Raw genomic sequence first — 17,957 nt, 5'->3', positions numbered from 1 at the left:
CATCCCGAAGTGGAGAGGCTGGTGAGGCCTCCTATGAAAGTCGTTGCTCAGGCAGCGTTGTCGCTGTTGTAGATCTCGCGATCCAGCTCGTTCTCGCTGCGCGCGACCAGGGTGGTGGTCATCAGGTCACCGGCGACGTTCACTGTGGTGCGCGCCATGTCGAGGATGCGGTCGATACCGGCGATCAGCGCCACGCCTTCCAGCGGCAGACCCACCGAGCTCAGCACCAGGCCAAGCATGATCAGCCCGGCGCCGGGGATGCCGGCGGTGCCGATGGAGGCCAGCGTGGCGGTGAGGATGATCATCAGGTACTGGCCGGCATTCAGGTCGATGCCGAAAGCCTGGGCGATGAACAGCGCCAGTACGCCCTGATAGATCGCGGTGCCATCCATGTTGATGGTGGCGCCCACCGGCAGCACGAAGCCGGCCACGCCCTGCGATACGCCGAGGTTTTTGCGCGCGCACTCGATGGACACCGGCAGGGTGCCGGAGCTGCTCGAAGTACTGAAGGCCACCGCCAGCGCCGGGGCGATGCCGCGGAAGAAACGCAGCGGGCTGAGGCGCGCCAGGCCACCGATCAGACCGCCGTAGATCAGCAGCAGATGGGCCAGGCTGGCCAGGTAGATCACGCCGATCACACCGGCCAGGGGCAGCAGCACCTCAATGCCGTGGGAGGCGACCACCCCGGCGATCAGCGCGAACACGCCGATGGGAGCGAAGCGCATCACCAGGTCGGTGAGCTTGTAGAGCACCTCGGCCAGGCTGTCGAACAGGCGAATCGCTGGCGTGGCCTTTTCCCCGACCAGGTTCATGCTCACGCCCAGGGCGATGGCGAAGACGATGATCTGCAGGATGTTGCCTTCGGCGAAGGCGGTCACCGGATTGGTCGGCACCAGACCTACCAGGATCTGCACCAGCGACGGCGCCTGCTTGGCCTCTTCGCTGCCGCTGGCAACCATGTGCATGCCTTCACCGGGGCTGAATAGGGTGCCGAAGGCCAGGCCGATGCTCACCGCGAAGGCAGTGGTGATCAGGTAGATGGCGATGGTCTTGACGCTGATGCGGCCGAGCTTGGCGCTGTCGCTCATGGCCGTGATGCCCGCCACCAGGGAAATGAACACCAGCGGCACGATCAGCATCTTGATTGCATTGAGGAACAACGCACCGACCGGAACCAGCGCCTGGGCCGTGCTCTTGAACAGCATGCCGACGGCCACGCCGAGCACCAGGCCGACGAGGATCTGTTGCCACAGCGGCACGCGGGCCAGGAAGGATTGGGAAGGGGGATTGCTTTGACTCATGTGGTTATCACCCGGATTGTCATTGTCGTGGGGCCGTCTGTACGGCCTTGAGCGGTGTCGCCCACCGGTTGAGCGAGTTCGGGGGCATAAATGAACACGCCGCCCGGAGGGCGGCGTGGGTCATGCGAGCGATCAGCCCTGCAGCGGAACCAGGCGCGGGGCGATCATGTTTTCGGGGCGCAGGATGTCGGCCAGGGTGGCGTCGTCCAGCAGCTTCTCCTCGCGCACCAGCTCCAGTACACCGCGACCGCTTTCCAGGGCGACCTTGGCGATACGGGTGGCGTTCTCGTAGCCGATGTAGGGGTTGAGCGCGGTGATCAGGCCGATGGAGTTCTCCATCAGGGCGCGGCAATGCGCTTCGTTGGCGGTGATGCCGTCGATGCACAGCTCGCGCAGCATATCCATGGCGCGGGTCAGCAGGCGGATCGAGTCGAAGATCTTGTAGGCGATCAGCGGCTCCATCACGTTCAGCTGCAGCTGGCCGCCTTCGGCCGCCATGGTCAGCGCCAGGTCATTGCCGATCACTTCGAAGGCCACCTGGTTGACCGCTTCCGGGATCACCGGGTTGACCTTGCCCGGCATGATCGAGCTGCCCGGCTGACGCGCCGGCAGGTTGATCTCGTTGATACCGGTACGCGGGCCGCTGGACAGCAGGCGCAGGTCGTTACAGATCTTCGACAGCTTGACTGCGGTGCGCTTGAGCATGCCGGAGAACAGCACGAAGGCGCCCATGTCGCTGGTGGCTTCGACCAGGTCAGCCGCCGGCTTGACCGGATGGCCGCTGATCACGCCCAGGCGCTTGACGGCCAGGGCCTGATATTTCGGGTCGGCGTTGATGCCGGTGCCGATCGCGGTACCGCCCAGGTTGACCTCGGTGAGCAGTGCCGGGGCGAGCATCTTCAGGTGCTGCAGGTCTTCGCCGAGGGTGGTGGCGAAGGCGTGGAATTCCTGGCCGAGGGTCATCGGCACGGCGTCCTGCAGCTGGGTGCGGCCCATCTTCAGCACGTGGCCGAACTCCAGGCCCTTGGCAGCGAGCGACTGGATCAGCTTGTCCAGCGCGGTGAGCAGGCTGTCGTGGCCGAGCAGCAGGCCCAGGCGGATGGCGGTCGGGTAGGCGTCGTTGGTCGACTGCGCCATGTTCACGTCGTTGTTCGGGTGCAGGTACTGGTACTCGCCCTTTTCATGACCCATGGCTTCCAGGGCGATGTTGGCGATCACCTCGTTGGCGTTCATGTTGGTCGAGGTGCCGGCGCCGCCCTGGATCATGTCGACCACGAACTGCTCGTGGAACTCGCCCTGGATGATGCGTGCGCAGGCCGTGCTGATCGCCGTGTGCTTGGCGGCGGACAGGTGGCCCAGCTCGCGGTTGGCGTCCGCCGAGGCCTGTTTGACCATGGCCAGGCCGATCACCAGTTTCGGGTAATGCGACAGCGGCACACCGGACAGGCGGAAGTTCTGCACGGCGCGCAGGGTCTGGACGCCGTAATAGGCATCGGCCGGGACTTCGAGGGTGCCAAGCAGGTCTTTTTCGACGCGGAAGGATGCAGCAGCGGACATGATGAGACAGGCTCTCTGGGAGATGCGGCAAGTGCCGCGATGCCCATAGATTAGGTGTCCTGCCGAGGTTTTCGCCAATGCCGTTGCTTGCTGCCCTATGCACAATCGGCATAATGCCGATGTGACGCTGAGCGCCGTTACGGCGTACATGACCGTTGTAGGAAGGGCTTCAGTAGTGCCTGCTCCACGGTTCGCGTCCTACCCATCGGGTCGATCCTCGGGAGCCTGCAATGAACCTGGAAACCAAATGGCTGGAAGACTTCGTCACCCTGGCCGCCACGCGCAGCTTCTCCCAGGCCGCCGAGAAGCGCTTCGTCACCCAGCCAGCGTTCAGCCGGCGCATCCGCAGCCTGGAGGGCATGCTCGGTCTGACTCTGGTCGACCGTTCCTGCACGCCCATCGAGCTGACCGAGTCCGGCAAGCTGTTTCTCGTCACCGCGCGCAGCCTGGTCGAGCAACTTGGCGAGGTGGTGCGCCACCTGCACCACCTCGAAGGCCAGCAGGGCGAAGTGCTGCAGATCGCTGCCGCGCACTCGCTGACCCTCGGCTTCTTCCCGCAATGGATCGCCGGCCTACGCCGCGACGGCCTGCCGCTCAACACGCGCCTGGTGGCGACCAACGTCGGCGAGGCAGTGCACTCCCTGCGCGAGGGCGCCTGCGACCTGATCCTCGCCTACTACGACCCGGATGCCGCGCTGCAGATGGATCCGCAGATCTTCCCCTCGCTGCACCTGGGCACCACCGCCATGCTGCCGGTGTGCGCCACCGGCGAGGATGGCACGCCGCTGTTCGACCTCGACAGCGGCCAGGCCATCCCGCTGCTGGCCTACAGCGCCGGGGCCTTCCTCGGTCGCTCGGTGAACCTGCTGCTGCGCCAGCGCGTGCTGCGTTCGACCACGGTGTACGAAACCGCCATGGCCGACAGCCTTAAGAGCATGGCGCTGCAGGGCATGGGCGTGGCGTGGGTGCCGCGCCTGTCGGTCACCGCCGAACTGGCACGGGGCGAACTGGCCATCTGCGGCGGCGAGCACTGGCAGATCCCGCTGGAAATCCGCCTGTACCGTTGCGCGCTGGTGCGCAAGGCAGCGGTGCGTTTGCTCTGGCGTAAGTTGGAGGCAGGGGCGGTTGGGGGGTGAGTGTTGGCTGTTGGTGAGTTGCTCCAACGGGGAGTGCTTCGGTGGTGTTTTGACTGGGCTTACTATGCATTCCTGATCGAGAGGGCGAACGACGCGGTCAAGCGAGTACGCTCAGATATCAGCGGCTAGTAGATAACGCTTGGATTTGATGGAGATTTTTCATGGTGGTTATGATGTAGGTGCGGAGTTATGTGGAAGGCTCTATTATCGGATTATTGTCGCCTTCTATCTAATAAATTTTAGATTTCACCATGCCTATGAACGAAGACCTGCACCACAAAGAAGTTTACGCTTATTTCGGGCTGGCAATATACCAAGCCCAAGTCTTAGAGCATGGAATAGTTAATGCCTTGGTTTACTGCGATCTAATTCCAAACAAGGTAAGAACGATAAGATCAAAAGAAGAGTGGGCGGCGCTTTTTGACACGTTCATGGACGGCCATTTTGAGAAGACACTGGGGAAAATGATCAGAACCCTGAAGGCCACATTCCCAATTACCACCGAGCTTGAATCCAAGCTTGCAGAAAGCCTAAAGCTTCGTAACTTCTTAGCGCATCACTACTTCAAAGATCGCATTCATCTCTTTCTCTCCTGTAAAGGAAGAGAACAAATGATTGGTGAGCTTTCTCGTGCGCGCGAGCAGTTTGAGAGCACGGACTCCGAACTGGAATTTTTAATCAAGCCAATTCGAGAGAAACACGGATTTACGGACGAAGTCCTGCAGATGGCGTACAACGACTTCCTTAATGAAAATTCGCCAATAATCTAACTATTCAAATCGCTTGCTCACTGGGACGGTATAAAATTCGGTCTCTAATCAAACGGTTATAGGAATTAGCCTTACCACTATGAATGCCACGTTGAAAAAGATTCTACCTATACTGTGCATTAGTGTTGCATTCGCTGTCGGGGTTAATTACCTCTCATACCAGGCATTAATCCTAATTTCTCAAGCACAGCTTGGGTCAATCCCCGCAAAGCTGATTGCAGAGATTTTTCTCAAAGTCGTATTCCATATGTTCTTGCTATGTGCAGTGCCTGTGTTTCTATCGGTACGAAATAAACATCTATCTAGCTATTTGGCTTTATCCATTATCTCTTCCTTGTATCTCTCATTGATGACTGGCGTGAACGCTATTGGGCCAGTCATAACTTTAGTCATGATTGGCGTTCTGGCCTTTTACGGCTATAAAAAGGCACAAGACCTCTATCGTTACTTCAGAGCCAAATAGGGAGCGCTTTCGGTTTTATGGCACGCAGACTGTTTATCGGTGTTCTGCTGATAGCTCCCGTTTCGCCTCCCGGCGACTTTCTTTTGTCAAACGCCACAAAAGAAAGCAAAAAGTCTTTGCCCCATCATCCGGCTCCGGCTGCGCCGGAGTTCGTTCGCTCCATCGTTGCTCCGAGGGCACGCTGCGAAGGGCCATCCCTGGCCCATCGCAGCTCTCGCGGCATCCATGCCGCTCAACCCTCTCCACAACGACTCCACTCACCCTCCTGAAGGGGGCCATTCGCGCGCCTGAACGGACAGGTATGCCATGGGTGCCTGCCGTGTTCTGTCGACTGTGAAGTATTCGTGGCGTACCGGGACGCCGGCCGCTCGGAAGCAGTACTCCGTTGGGAGTGCTGGATGTAGGTTGTGGTTCCAAGGTTGGCATTGCCCGGCGGACTGTTCGTTGGCGCTCCTGAGTCCAGCCCTACGGCCGCCTCCTATTCGAGCCAGAGTCTCAGGGAATAACCGTGGGTTCAGGCGCGTGCAGAGCCCGCCTAGGAGGGCGAACGGAATCGTCGTGGAAGAGGTTGAGCGACATGGATGTCGCGACGACTGCATGGACGCAGGAGGTAGAGCGACGCAGGATGCCAAAGCCGAGAGCCGCGATGGGCCAGGGATGGCCCACCGTCGGTGGGCCGCATCCGGTCGGGCCTCTGGAACGGCGATGGAGTGAGCGAACCCTGGCGCAGCCAGGGCCGGATGATCGGGCGGAGGGTTTTGGTGACTTTTGCCCGCAAAAGTTACTCGCCCGGGAGGGCGAAACCAAAGACATCAACAAAAACGCGGCAAGCCAGAACGAGCACCGGAGCAACCGACATACAAACTTGCCAGTACGTAGCCTGGGTAGAGCGCAGCGAAGCCCGGGCTGCCGGATGATGGGTTTCGCGCTGCTCTACCCATCCGACGGTCTTGTAGAGCTGCCACGCGGCGCAAACATCCAAGTGCCTCGCTAGGCAGGGACTGTCGCGGCTAAAGCCCCTCCCACAACCCCCATGCAGACACCGTAGGAGGGGCTTTAGCCGCGAGCTTTTGCATGTGAAGCCACCGCTCGTGCTGACCTGCGGCCACAAAAAAGCCCGCTACGCCAGGCGCAGCGGGCTCGGTACTGGCCGATGGCTCAGTTCATTTCCTGCTTCAGCGCGCGCATGCGGTCATGGCAGGCGCGTACCTTGGGCATTTCCACTGCCAGCAGTACGCGCACATCTTCCTCGGCGCTTTCCAGGGCGTCTTCGAAAGCGTGCAGGATGCGGTCTTCGGCTTCCTCCAGCTGGGCGACGTAGGTGGCGTCTTCATCCTTGGCCAGGGTCGCGCGGGTGTCGGCGTAGACCTGGCGCAGCTTGCCCATCAGGGTACCGCCGCTGGCCGGTTCAGTCTGGTTGGCGGCGACCTTGACGGTCAGGGCGTCGATCACTTCGGTCTTGGCGCGCACCATGTCGCGAAACAGCGCCTGCAGGCGGATGTCCTGCACTTCCTCGTGGGCATGCTGGTAGAAGCGCTTGCCGTCACGGGTGATTTCGATGAGTTCGTTGAGTTGTGCGGTCTTGCTGCTCATGGAGGTTCTCCTTGGCTATGGGACTTGCAGGAAAGGTGGCCGCGAAGGTCGCCGCCACCGGGGGGGATCAGCTGTTGACCAGCAGGGCGTCGGCGTCCACACCGCGTACGCCACGGATGTTGCGGGCGATGTCCATGGCCAGGCGTTTCTCGGCGTTGCTCAACACCTTGCCGCGCAGGGTGACCAGGCCGTCCTGGGTATTGACCTCGATGTTCAGGCCGTCGAGGTTGCGGCTGTAGAGGAAGCTGGCCTTGACCTTGCTGGTGATCCAGCCATCGCTGATGTTCTCGCGCGCCTCCTCGACGGCGGTCTGCACTTCGCTACTGCTGCTGTCGGCGCTGCTGATGCTCAGGTGGTTGAAGACCTGGCTCACGCCTTCGGTGTTTTCCGCGAGCTGCCCGGCCAGCTCCTTGGCCGCTGAGGTCTGGGCGTTGCCGCTGAGGGTGATGGCGCCGTTCTCGCTGCGCACCTGGATGTCCAGGCCGCGGGTGTTGCTGTTCCACAGCAGCTTGGATTTCACCGTGGCAGCCAGGGTGGCGTCTTCCAGGTGTTGCACCAGGCCCGGGGGATTGCCTTCGGCAATGGCGGAGTCGACCTCGATGCGGTTATCCACCGAGTCGATGCCCTCGACGCTCAGCGCCACCTGTTCGGCCAGATCCTTCTGCACGTCGCTCTCGACGCGACCGTTGAGGGTGGCGCGACCATCCTTCACATCGATCGACAGCTTGAATGGGTTGAGGTGGCGGTTGAGGGCAAAGGCCGTCCAGATCGAACCTTCCTGGCGGGCGGACACCAGTTGCTGCTCCAGCTCGGTTTCCGCGGCGTGAGCGACCAGCGGCGTGCCGCCGATCAGCATGGCCAGAGTGAGGGCCGACAGCAGAGAAGGGACGCGGGGCATGGACTGGCTCCTGTGCGAGAAAGATATTTTTCCTAACGCAACCGCCATGCCAGACGAAAAATAAGATAAAAACCCTTAAAAAACAGAAAGATAGAGTTTTGAGAGGCAATCTGCCTGCATGCAGCCTGCAGGATCAATTTCTACCTGTATTGCAACTTGCACGGTTTTTCCCTAACTAAGCTGCATCACACCTATAAGACGGAGCATGACCATGGCAGATTCAGCACAGATCGGCGGGCGCATCCTGCTGGTGGACGATGAGGCCGCGATCCTGCGCACGTTCCGCTACTGCCTGGAAGATGAAGGCTATGAAGTGGCCGGCGCCAGCAGCGCGGCCCAGGCCGAGGCGCTGCTGCAGCGTCAGGTCTTCGACCTGTGCTTCCTCGACCTGCGCCTGGGCGACGACAGCGGCCTGGACGTGCTGGCGCAGATGCGCGCGCAGGCGCCTTGGATGCGCGTGGTGATCGTCACCGCCTATTCCGCCGTGGATACCGCCGTGGACGCCATGCAGGCTGGCGCCGCCGATTACCTGGTCAAGCCCTGCAGTCCGGAACAACTGCGCATGGCCGCCGCCAAGCAGTTGGAGGTGCGCCAACTGGCGGCGCGCCTGGAGGCGCTGGAAGGCGAAGTCCGTGAAAAAGGCGCGCAGCTCGACAGCCACAGCCCGGTGTTGATGAGCGTGCTGGAGACCGCGCGGCAGGTGGCGGCGACCGACGCCAACATCCTCATTCTCGGTGAGTCCGGCACCGGCAAGGGTGAGCTGGCGCGCGCCATCCATGGCTGGAGCCGCCGCGCCAAGCGCACCTGCGTGACCATCAACTGCCCGTCGCTGACCGCCGAGCTGATGGAGAGCGAGCTGTTCGGCCATGCCAAGGGCTCCTTCACCGGCGCCAGCGAGAGCACCCAGGGCCGGGTCAGCCAGGCCGATGGCGGCACCCTGTTCCTCGACGAGATCGGTGACTTCCCGCTCGCCCTGCAGCCCAAGCTGCTGCGCTTCATTCAGGACAAGGAATACGAGCGCGTGGGCGACCCGGTCACCCGCCGCGCCGACGTGCGCATCGTCGCCGCCACCAACCTGGATCTCGACGAGATGGTGCGTGAGGGGCGTTTCCGCGAAGACCTGCTTTACCGCCTCAACGTCATCACTCTCAAGCTGCCGCCGCTGCGCGAGCGTCACGAGGATGTGATGTCGCTGGCCGAGCGCTTTCTCGCCCGTTTCGTCAGCGACTACGGCCGTCCGGCCTGCGCCTTCAGCGCCGAGGCCGTGGCTGCGCTGCAGGCCTACCACTGGCCGGGCAACATCCGCGAACTGCGCAACGTCATCGAGCGCGCCAGCATCATCTGCCAGCAGGAGACGGTGGAAGTCGCCCACCTGGGCCTCGGTGGTGGCACGGAAGCACCGAGCAGCGCCGTGCGCGTGGGCGCGCCGATGAGCCTGGAGGAGCTGGAGAAGGCACACATCGCCGCCGTGCTGGCCAGCAGCAACACCCTGGACATGGCTGCCAAGACCCTGGGCATCGACGCTTCGACCCTCTATCGCAAGCGTAAGCAGTACAACCTTTGAGCGTGGGGTTTCCATGAAGCTGTCGATGAAGCTTCGCACCCGCTTGTTCCTCAGCATCTCCGCGCTGATCACCGTGGCGCTGCTGGGACTGCTGGTCGGGCTGTTGAGCGTCACGCAGATGGCGCGCAGCCAGAGCGAGCTGATCCAGCGTGGTTTCAGTGCCGTGCAACTTGGCCAGCAACTGCGCCAGCACCTGGGCGACGAACTGTTGCTGCTGATCGCGCAGAACCCGGATGCGCAGCGTCTGGCCGAGGTGCGCCAGGCCTTCCGTGCGGCGCTGGCCAAGGGCAGCGAAGCGGAGCTGGGCGAACGTTACGTGAGCGGGCTGGAGGAGGCGCAGAAGCTCCATGACGCCATGGAGAGCGCCGCCGCCCAGGGCACGCCTGCCGGCCAGACACCGCACAATCTTGGGGCTTACCAGCCTTTTACCGATGCCTTCGTGAAGCTGCGCAATCACCTGCTGGACGAGCAGAACCGGGTCGTAAACACGATCAGCGGAGCCGAACAACAGGCCGGTGAGCGCTCGCAACTGATCGCTGCCCTGCTGGCTTTCATCGGCCTGTCGGTCTTGGCCATCGGCGTGCTCACCGCCAACGGCATCGCGCGGCGTTTCGGTGCGCCCATCGACCTGCTGGCGCGCGCCGCCGACCGGGTCGGCCAGGGGCGCTACGACGTGGTGCTGCCGGTGTCGCCGGTGTTCGAGCTGGCGGTACTGAGCCGCCGCTTCGGCCTGATGACCGAAGCCTTGCGCCAGTACCATTCGAGCAACCTCAACCAGTTGCTCAGCAGCGAAGGACGCCTGAAAGCGGTGCTCGACAGCATCGACGATGGCCTGGTCATCCTCGATGCCCAGGGCCGCATCGAACACGCCAACCCGGTGGCGCAGCGTCAGCTGTCCTGGAACGATGCGGTGCTCGCGCAACCTATTGGCCTACTGTTGCCCAACCACGCGGTGGACGAGGCGCTGCACCAGGTGCTGGCCGGCGAACTGCTGTGCGAGCAGCCGGCCGACCTGCGTATCGAGGGCGATGGCGAGGTGCGTCTGCTGGCCTGGGCGCTGACCCCGGTGCAACTGCGCGAAGGCGGCAGCGTGGGCGCGGTGATGGTGCTGCGCGACGTCACCGAACAGCGCACCTTCGAGCGCGTGCGCAACGAATTCGTCCTGCGCGCCTCGCATGAGCTGCGCACGCCGATTACCGGCATGCACATGGCCTTCAGCCTCTTGCGTGAGCGTCTGTCGTTGCCGGAGGGGGGCCGCGAGCAGGATCTGATGCGCACCGTCGACGAGGAAATGCACCGGCTGGTTCGCCTGATCGATGACCTGCTGGATTTCTCCCGCTACCAGAACGGCCTGAAGACCCTGCAACGCAACCCGTGCGACCTGGCGGCGATGATCGAGCAGACCCGCGAACGCTTCGCCGATGAGGCCGGCGAGCGCGAGGTGACCCTGGCCTGCGCGATCCAGGCGCCGCTGCCGCCGCTCAATCTCGACGCCGGCCAGGTGCAGCGCCTGCTCGATAACCTGGTCAGCAACGCCCTGCGCCACAGCGACGGGGGCGGCCAGGTCGAGCTGCAGGCCTGTCGCCAGGGCGAGCAGGTCATCGTCACCGTGCAGGATCAAGGCGAGGGCATCCCCTTCGGCCAGCAGGCGCGCATTTTCGAGCCCTTCGTGCAGGTCAGCCGGCGCAAGGGCGGCGTTGGCCTCGGCCTGGCGCTGGCGCGGGAGATCGCCGAGCTGCATGGCGGCCGGCTGGAGGTGCAGTCGCGGCCAGGTGAAGGCGCCCGCTTCTGCTGCAGTTTGCCGGTGTGAATGCGGCGGGCAGCAAAACGCCGCGATTTTCGCGGCGTTTTGCAGGGTACGACTGACCAGGCTGGGCCTAGCGCAGCACCGGGTCGAACTTGAAACGCCGGCCCGCCATCAGCGCACCGAGGAATCCCACGCCGAACACCGCGCTGGCGCATTTCAGGGTCAGGGCGAGCGGTGCGTGCAGGCCGGGATTCAGCCACAGCACGGCCAGGCTGGCGAGGGTCATGAGCAGCAGGACGATGGCACTTCGAGACATGTCGGGACTCCTTGTCGGTCAGAACACCCAGCGTGGGCTCTTGTCGGCGAGGCGCGCTTCGCGACTGGCATAGCCGCTTTGGCCCTGGCTCGAGACACGTACCCAGCGGCTGTCGTCGAGGTTGGCCGGTTGACGACGCTCAGCGACAGCCTGCGGCTGAGCGCTGACGCGAGCACCGTTGTCCAGGGTGGGGGAAAGGATGAGGTCGGCGGTCTTGGCACTAGCGCCTGCCGAATCGCTGAAGTCGCTGGCGTAAACCCCGCTGGTCAGCAATGCAGCGGCGCAGAACAGGCTCAGTCCAATCGTGTGCATGACGCTTCTCCATCAGTCGCTCAGTCGGGGCTTACGGGACTGATATTGCAGCGCTCATACCAACTTTTTATTTCTATGAAATCCTTATAAATCAATAACTTAAACTTTCATCGCGCAGCCGCGATCATGCGCTTTGCAAGATGCATGAATTGCGACACGTGCAATTTGCACGATCACTCATGCCGGGGCAGCACGACGCTGAAGCAGGAGCCCTCACCGAGCTGGCTGCTCAGCTCGATGCGCCCGCCATGGGCCTGGACGATCTGTTCGCTGATGAACAGGCCCAGGCCCAGGCCCTGCGGAGCGTTGGCCGTAGAGACACGCTCGAACTGTTCGAACACCCGCTGCTGATCCGTTGCGGAAATGCCCAGGCCCTGATCGCGTACATCTACGCGCACGCCATCAGCGTCGCTGGATACGCGCACCCCGACGGGTTTGCCCTCGCCATAGCGCAGCGCGTTGGTCAGCAGGTTGGCCAGTACCTGCTCGATACGGAACTCGTCCATCAGTACCGGGGCGGGGCCATCGACCTGCAAGTCGATCTGGTTGCCGCTGCTGGTGAACTGCGCGCTGAGGTTTTCCACGACGTTGCCGGCGAGCACGCCGAGGTCGCCCGGCTGCGGGCGCACCGAGAGCTTGCCGGTACGGATGCGCGAGACATCCAGCATGTCGTCGATCAGGCGGCTGAGGCTGCGAATCTGCCGTTCGTCACGGGCGATCATCTCGGCCAGCTTGTCAGGGGTGAAGGCGTCTTCGCGGCCTTGCTCCAGGCGCATCTTGCGCAACTGGGCGTCGAGAATCAGGCCGTTGAGCGGTGTGCGCAGCTCGTGAGAGACGATGGACATGAAGGTGTCGCGCATCTGCACGGCCTTCTGCAGCTCGGCCTGGGTTTCGCGCAGTTCGCCGAGCAGCGCCTCCTGCTCGCGACGTGCCGCCTCGACCGCCTCCAACTGCTGGCTCAGCGCCTTACGGTGGCGGTACAGCTCGACGAACATCGCCACCTTGCTGCGCACCTCGAAGGGCGACAGCGGCTTGTGCAGGAAGTCCACCGCGCCGCTTTCGTAGCCACGGAAGGCGTAGTCCATGTCACGGCCGACGGCGCTGACGAAGATGATCGGAATGCGCTTGGTCTTTGCCGTACCGCGCATCAGCTCGGCCAGCTCGAAGCCGTTCATGCCCGGCATCTTCACGTCGAGGATGGCCAGGGCGAATTCATGTTCGAGCAGCAGCGACAGCGCTTCGTCGGCGCTGCTGGCCTGGAAGATGCTGCGATCCTCGGTCTGGATCAGCGAGCGCAGGGCCAGCAGGTTTTCCGGCAGGTCGTCGACCAGCAGCACCTTGGCTTCGATCTTTCTCAGCATGGCGGTGTATCCAGTTCGGCCAGCAGCACGCGCAGGCTGGCAAGGGGCAGGAGAAAGTCCGGTTGAAGCAACGCCAGCGCGGCCTCCGGCATGGTGGGTACCTGGGCGTCGCCGGGCTCTTGCACCAGGGTCAGGCCACCGGCCTGCTGGATGGCCAGCAAACCGGCGGCGCCGTCCTCGTTGGCACCGGTGAGCAGGGCGGCGGCCAGGGCTGCGCCATAGGCATCGGCGGCGGATTCGAAAAGAATGTCGATCGACGGCCGGGAGAAATGCCGAGGCTCCTCGCGGCTGAGGGAAAAACTGTGGTCGCCCTCGATGGACAGGTGATAACCGGCGGGCGCCACGTAGACCACGCCGCCGCGCAGGTATTCCTTGTCCTCGGCTTCCTTGACCGGCAGCCGCAGGCGCCGACCGAGCAGGTCAGCCAGCAGGCTGTCGTTGCGATCCGGCACGTGCAGCAGGCACACCACCGGCAGCCGATAGCCCTGCGGCAGGTCTTCGAGCAGCTGCAGCAGCGCTTCCACGCCACCGGCCGAGGCACCGATCAGCAGTGCCTGCAGCGCCGGTCGGTTCAGGCCGCGCAGTTGCATGCGTGGGCCGCTCATCGCTTGCGGAAGATCCGTTCGGGGCGCGACACCGCCTCGAACTGCTGTGCATAAGCGGAGAAATCCAGACTCTCCTTGCTGCCCAGGCCGAGGAAGCCACGGTGGCAGAGCGATTCGTGGAACAGGCCGAGGGCGCGATCCTGCAGATCGCGGTTGAAGTAGATCAGCACGTTGCGGCACGACACCAGGTGGGTTTCGGCGAACACGCTGTCGGTGGCCAGGCTGTGGTCGGCGAAGGTCACGTTGGCGCGTAGCGACTTGTCGAACAACACGCGGTCATAGGCCGCCGAGTAATAGTCGGAAAACGCCCGCTTGCCGCCCGAGAGCTGGTAGTTCTCGGTGTAGGCACGCAGATGGTCGAGGGCGAAGATGCCCTGCTCGGCCTTCTCCAGTGAGTGCGGGTTGATGTCGGTGGCATAGATCATGGTGCGCTCCAGCAGGCCTTCCTCGTGCAGCAGAATGGCCAGGGAATACACCTCTTCGCCGGTGCTGCAGCCGGCCACCCAGATCTTCAGCGACGGGTAGGTGTGCAGCAGTGGCACCACCTGTTCGCGCAGAGCGAGGAAATAGCTGGGGTCGCGGAACATCTCGCTGACGGGGATGGTGAGGAACTGCAGCAACTGCATGAAGGCCTGCGGCTCGTGCAGGATGCGCTCCTGCAGCGCCGAGATGGTCGGGCAGTCCAGTTGTGCCTGGGCCTGGCGCACGCGGCGTTTCAGCGAGGCCTTGGAGTAGTCGCGAAAGTCGTAGCTGTAGCGCAGGTAGATCGCTTCGATCAGCAGGCGCAGCTCGATCTCGTCCGGCATCACAGACGCTCCAGTTTGGGCATCCACACGCGGATCAGGGAGAACAGGCGATCCAGGTCGATGGGCTTGGCCAGGTAGTCGTTGGCGCCAGCCTCGCGGCAGCGCTCCTGGTCGTCCTTCATCGCCTTGGCGGTCACGGCGATGATCGGCAGGTTCTTCCAGCGTGCCTGCTGGCGGATCTGCCGGGTGGCTTCGTAGCCGTCCATTTCCGGCATCATCACGTCCATCAGCACCAGGTCGATGTCGTCATGCTCGCGCAGCTTGGCCAGCGCCTCATGACCATTACGCGCAACTTCCACCGACGCGCCCTTCTGCTCCAGCGCGCTGGACAGGGCGAAGATGTTGCGCACGTCATCGTCCACCAGCAGCAGGCGCCGCCCCTCGAACAGCTTGTCGCGGCTGCGCGCGGTCTTGAGCATCTTCTGGTGCTCGCTGGACAGCTCGGCCTCGACCTTGTGCAGGAACAGGGTGACTTCGTCGAGCAGGCGTTCCGGTGAGCGCGCGCCCTTGATGATGATCGAGCGCGAATACTTGAGCAGCTCGGCTTCCTCGTCGCGAGTCAGGTTGCGCCCGGTGTAGACGATCACCGGCGGGAAGGAGCAGATGTCCTCCTCGGCCATGCGCCGCAGCAGCTCGTTGCCCTGCATGTCGGGCAGCTTGAGGTCGATGATCATGCAGTCGAAGACGGTGGTGCGCAGCTTCTCCAGCGCTTCGCCGGCCAGGGCCACGGCGGTGATCTCGATGTCTTCGTCGCCGATCAGGCGGGCCACGCTGTCGCGCTGCAGCGGATCATCCTCGACCAGCAGCACGCGTTTGACCTGCTGGTTGAGCTTGGCTTCGAGCTTGCCGAACACCTCCTTGAGCTGGTCGCGGCTGGTGGGCTTGAGCGCGTAGCCGACTGCGCCCAGGTGCAGGGCCGCTTCGCTCTGGTCTTCCACCGACACCACGTGCACCGGGATATGCCGGGTCTGCGCGTCGTCCTTGAGGCGCTGCAGCACGCTGAGGCCGGAGCCATCCGGCAGGCGCATGTCGAGCAGGATGGCGTCCGGGCGGTACTGCCGCGCCAGCTCCAGGCCTTCGTCGGCGCAGGTGGCGACCAGGCAGGCATAGCCCAGTTCATGGGCCAGATCGAAGAGGATGCGCGCGAAGCGCACCTCGTCCTCGATCACCAGCACGCGGCGACCACTGCGCTCGCTGAGCTGCTCGCGATCATCGGCGAACGGCGCCGGCTGGCGGGGTGCTGCTGGCAAGGTGGGCGCGGCGGCTGGCGCAATCGGCGCGGCTGCGGGGCTGGGTGCCTGCGCTGCCGGTTTGGGCGCGCTGCCGCCTTCGACCAGCCGTTCGGGCAGCAGCAGGGTGAAGGTGCTGCCCTCGCCCGGTACGCTGTGCAGGCTGATGGAACCGCCGAGCAGCCCGGCCAGATCACGCGAGATGGACAGGCCCAGGCCGGTGCCGCCGTAGCGGCGGTTGGTGGTGCCGTCGGCCTGGCGGAAGGCCTGGAAGATCGCTTCCTGCTGATCCGGGGCGATGCCGATGCCGCTGTCGCGCACGGCGAAGGCTAGGGTCTGCTCATCGTGACGCGACACGCTGAGGGTCACCCCGCCACGGTCGGTGAACTTGAAGGCGTTGGACAGCAGGTTGCGCAGGATCTGTTCAGCGCGCTGGCGGTCGGTGAACAGCACCGCGGGCAGGTCGTCCTGCTCTTCGATCACGAAGCTCAGGCCGCGCTCGCGCGACAGCGGCGCGAACACATCGCGCAGGCTTTCGAGCATGCTCGCCAGCGGGGTGCGTTCGGGGCGCACCTCCAGCTTGCCAGCCTCGACCTTGGCGATGTCGAGGATGTCGTTGATCAGGTTGAGCAGGTCATTGCCGGCCGAGTAGATCGACTCGGCGAACTTGATCTGTTCCTCGTCGAGGTTGCCCTTGCCGTTCTCCGCCAGCAGCTTGGCCAGGATCAGCGAGCTGTTGAGCGGCGTGCGCAGCTCGTGGCTCATGTTGGCGAGGAATTCCGACTTGTAGCGGCTGGCGCGCTGCAGTTCCTCGGCGCGCTCTTCCAGTTGCGTCTGGATGCGGCCCAGGGTGGTGTTGCGCTGATCCAGCTCGTCGCGCTGGTCGGCGAGAGTCTGTGCCTGCTCGGCGAGTTTCTCGTTGGTCTGTTCCAGTTCGGCCTGCTGGGTTTCCAGATGGGCCTGGGATTCCTTGAGCACGCGAGCTTGTTGTTCCAGCTCCTCGTTGGCGGCGCGCAGCTCTTCCTGCTGGGTCTGCAGCTCCTCGTTGAGCTGCTGGGTTTCGCCCAGCACTTCCTGCAGACGCTGGCGATAGCGTGCCGCCTCCAGGGCCATGCCGACGTTGCTGGCGATGGCCTCGAGAAACTCGCGCTCGCGCGGCGTCAGCGGGCGAAGGAAGGCCAGCTCGATCACGCCGTTGACCCGTTCCTCGGACTGCAGCGGAACCAGCGCGACGCTGGTCGGCTGCCCGTCGCCGAGGCTCGATGCAACCTTGATGTAGTCGGCCGGCAGGTCGTCCAGATAGACCACTCGGCGGCCGCGCGCGGCTTGCCCGACCAGCCCTTCGCCACGGTAGAAATGCGCCTTGACGCCAGCCTCCTCGCTGAAGCCGTAGCCGGCCACGCGCTGCAGGTCGCCGGTCTGGGCATCGCGTAGATACAGCGCCGCCACCACGCAGCCCAGGTAGTCGGCGAGAAATTCCAGCGAGCGGTCGGCCAGTTCCCGAACCTGGGGTTGGCCGAGCAGACGCTCCGCCAACTGGGTCTGGCCATCGCCGAGCCAGGCGCGTCGGCGCTGCTCTTCGGCGTATTCGCCCTGCACGCTCATGGCACGCGAATAGGTCTGGGAGAGATTGAGCAGCTCGCGCCGGCCGAACAGCGCCAGCAGGCCGCTGAACAGGATGCTGATCACCAGATAGACGCCCGCTCCCCAGGTGCTGGTATCACGTACCTCGGTATTGCGCAGTTGGCGCAGCTCACGCTCGCTGTTGATGAAGGTGTCCAGCTCGCGGCGTATGCCATCCATGAGGTTCTTGCCACGCCCGCCGCTGACCTCGCCGATGAAGCTGGTGCCGGCGCGGCGACTGCCGATCACTTCCTGGGCGAACGACTCCCACTGCTCCTGCAGGGCGCGCACGCGCTCGAGGCGCTGCACCTGCGTGGGGTTGTCGATAACGATCTCGCTGAGCTGCTCGCTCAAGGGTTTGAACTTGCCCCGTGCCTGTTCGTAGGGCGCTAGGTAGTCATCCTTGCCACTGAGCAGGAAACCGCGCATGCCGGTTTCCATGTCCAGCGTCAGCTTGTAGATCTCGCCGGCGCGATTGAGCACCTCATCCGAGTGCTCGACCCAGCGAATCGCGTTGAGCAGGTAGCCGACCACCAGGGCGAAGAACAGTGCACCGACCAGCCCCAGGCCGAGCGGCAGGCTGACGTTGCGATTGAGGATGCGGCGAAAACCGGCCTCGTCCATGGCGGACTCATTCGACACTGGGACGTCCATTCGATGATTGTCTCGCTGCTTA

At 63.6% G+C, this 17,957-nt stretch carries 14 protein-coding genes; 4 read left to right on the top strand and 10 right to left on the bottom strand.

Features of this window, described 5'->3' with window-relative positions; all coding sequences use genetic code 11:
• Positions 1 to 47 precede the first annotated feature (47 nt).
• Entirely contained in the window at positions 48 to 1,301 is a 1,254-nt protein-coding gene (locus VC352_RS12865; RefSeq protein WP_322979951.1) for a dicarboxylate/amino acid:cation symporter, read from the bottom strand.
• 132 nt (positions 1,302 to 1,433) lie between these two features.
• A complete protein-coding gene (locus VC352_RS12860; RefSeq protein WP_322979950.1) occupies positions 1,434 to 2,858 on the bottom strand; it encodes an aspartate ammonia-lyase in 1,425 nt (474 codons plus the stop codon).
• Between the two features lie 230 nt (positions 2,859 to 3,088).
• Here VC352_RS12860 and VC352_RS12855 point away from each other — a divergent pair, with 230 nt between their 5' ends.
• Together VC352_RS12855 and VC352_RS12850 are read left to right on the top strand one after the other, a co-directional pair.
• Positions 3,089 to 3,994 (top strand): LysR substrate-binding domain-containing protein, encoded by a 906-nt coding sequence (locus VC352_RS12855; protein ID WP_322979949.1) that lies wholly within the window; start codon positions 3,089 to 3,091, stop codon positions 3,992 to 3,994.
• Between the two features lie 251 nt (positions 3,995 to 4,245).
• Positions 4,246 to 4,764: a hypothetical protein gene (locus VC352_RS12850; RefSeq protein WP_322979948.1), complete on the top strand. Its 519-nt coding sequence runs from the start codon at positions 4,246 to 4,248 to the stop codon at positions 4,762 to 4,764.
• Between the two features lie 1,621 nt (positions 4,765 to 6,385).
• Here the strand turns inward: VC352_RS12850 and VC352_RS12845 are convergent.
• On the bottom strand, positions 6,386 to 6,820 hold the full coding sequence (locus VC352_RS12845; protein WP_322979947.1) for a PA2169 family four-helix-bundle protein: 435 nt from the start codon (positions 6,818 to 6,820) through the stop codon (positions 6,386 to 6,388).
• A 67-nt stretch (positions 6,821 to 6,887) separates the two neighbouring features.
• Positions 6,888 to 7,718, bottom strand: coding sequence for a BON domain-containing protein (locus VC352_RS12840; protein WP_322979946.1), 831 nt, complete (start codon positions 7,716 to 7,718; stop codon positions 6,888 to 6,890).
• A gap of 211 nt (positions 7,719 to 7,929) precedes the next feature.
• Between VC352_RS12840 and algB the strand changes: the two genes are divergently transcribed.
• Together algB and VC352_RS12830 are read left to right on the top strand one after the other, a co-directional pair.
• A complete protein-coding gene (algB, locus tag VC352_RS12835; RefSeq protein ID WP_322979945.1) occupies positions 7,930 to 9,282 on the top strand; it encodes a sigma-54-dependent response regulator transcription factor AlgB in 1,353 nt (450 codons plus the stop codon).
• 13 nt (positions 9,283 to 9,295) lie between these two features.
• Positions 9,296 to 11,092, top strand: coding sequence for an ATP-binding protein (locus VC352_RS12830; RefSeq protein ID WP_322979944.1), 1,797 nt, complete (start codon positions 9,296 to 9,298; stop codon positions 11,090 to 11,092).
• A 67-nt stretch (positions 11,093 to 11,159) separates the two neighbouring features.
• Here VC352_RS12830 and VC352_RS12825 read toward each other — a convergent pair whose 3' ends face one another.
• The 6 genes from VC352_RS12825 to VC352_RS12800 all read right to left on the bottom strand — a co-directional run bounded on the left by VC352_RS12825 (position 11,160) and on the right by VC352_RS12800 (position 17,905).
• Positions 11,160 to 11,345, bottom strand: coding sequence for a PA3371 family protein (locus tag VC352_RS12825; protein WP_322979943.1), 186 nt, complete (start codon positions 11,343 to 11,345; stop codon positions 11,160 to 11,162).
• An 18-nt stretch (positions 11,346 to 11,363) separates the two neighbouring features.
• Complete coding sequence (locus tag VC352_RS12820) at positions 11,364 to 11,657, bottom strand: hypothetical protein (protein WP_322979942.1); 294 nt, start codon at positions 11,655 to 11,657, stop codon at positions 11,364 to 11,366.
• A 173-nt stretch (positions 11,658 to 11,830) separates the two neighbouring features.
• Positions 11,831 to 13,018 carry an ATP-binding protein gene (locus VC352_RS12815; RefSeq protein WP_322979941.1) on the bottom strand — a complete coding sequence of 396 codons (1,188 nt, stop codon included), beginning with the start codon at positions 13,016 to 13,018 and terminating at the stop codon, positions 11,831 to 11,833.
• Positions 13,012 to 13,623 carry a chemotaxis protein CheB gene (locus VC352_RS12810; protein WP_322979940.1) on the bottom strand — a complete coding sequence of 204 codons (612 nt, stop codon included), beginning with the start codon at positions 13,621 to 13,623 and terminating at the stop codon, positions 13,012 to 13,014. The genes VC352_RS12815 and VC352_RS12810 overlap by 7 nt, the downstream gene beginning before the upstream one ends.
• Positions 13,620 to 14,429 carry a protein-glutamate O-methyltransferase CheR gene (locus tag VC352_RS12805; protein ID WP_322979939.1) on the bottom strand — a complete coding sequence of 270 codons (810 nt, stop codon included), beginning with the start codon at positions 14,427 to 14,429 and terminating at the stop codon, positions 13,620 to 13,622. Before VC352_RS12805 ends, VC352_RS12810 begins: the two co-directional genes overlap by 4 nt.
• A complete protein-coding gene (locus VC352_RS12800; RefSeq protein ID WP_322980122.1) occupies positions 14,429 to 17,905 on the bottom strand; it encodes a response regulator in 3,477 nt (1,158 codons plus the stop codon). Before VC352_RS12800 ends, VC352_RS12805 begins: the two co-directional genes overlap by 1 nt.
• Positions 17,906 to 17,957: the final 52 nt, after the last annotated feature.

Source organism: Pseudomonas sp. C11 (assembly GCF_034683865.1).
Lineage (GTDB): Bacteria > Pseudomonadota > Gammaproteobacteria > Pseudomonadales > Pseudomonadaceae > Aquipseudomonas.
The sequence above is the reverse complement of the archived record's forward strand: the minus strand, read 5'-3'. Positions and strand labels throughout refer to the sequence as shown.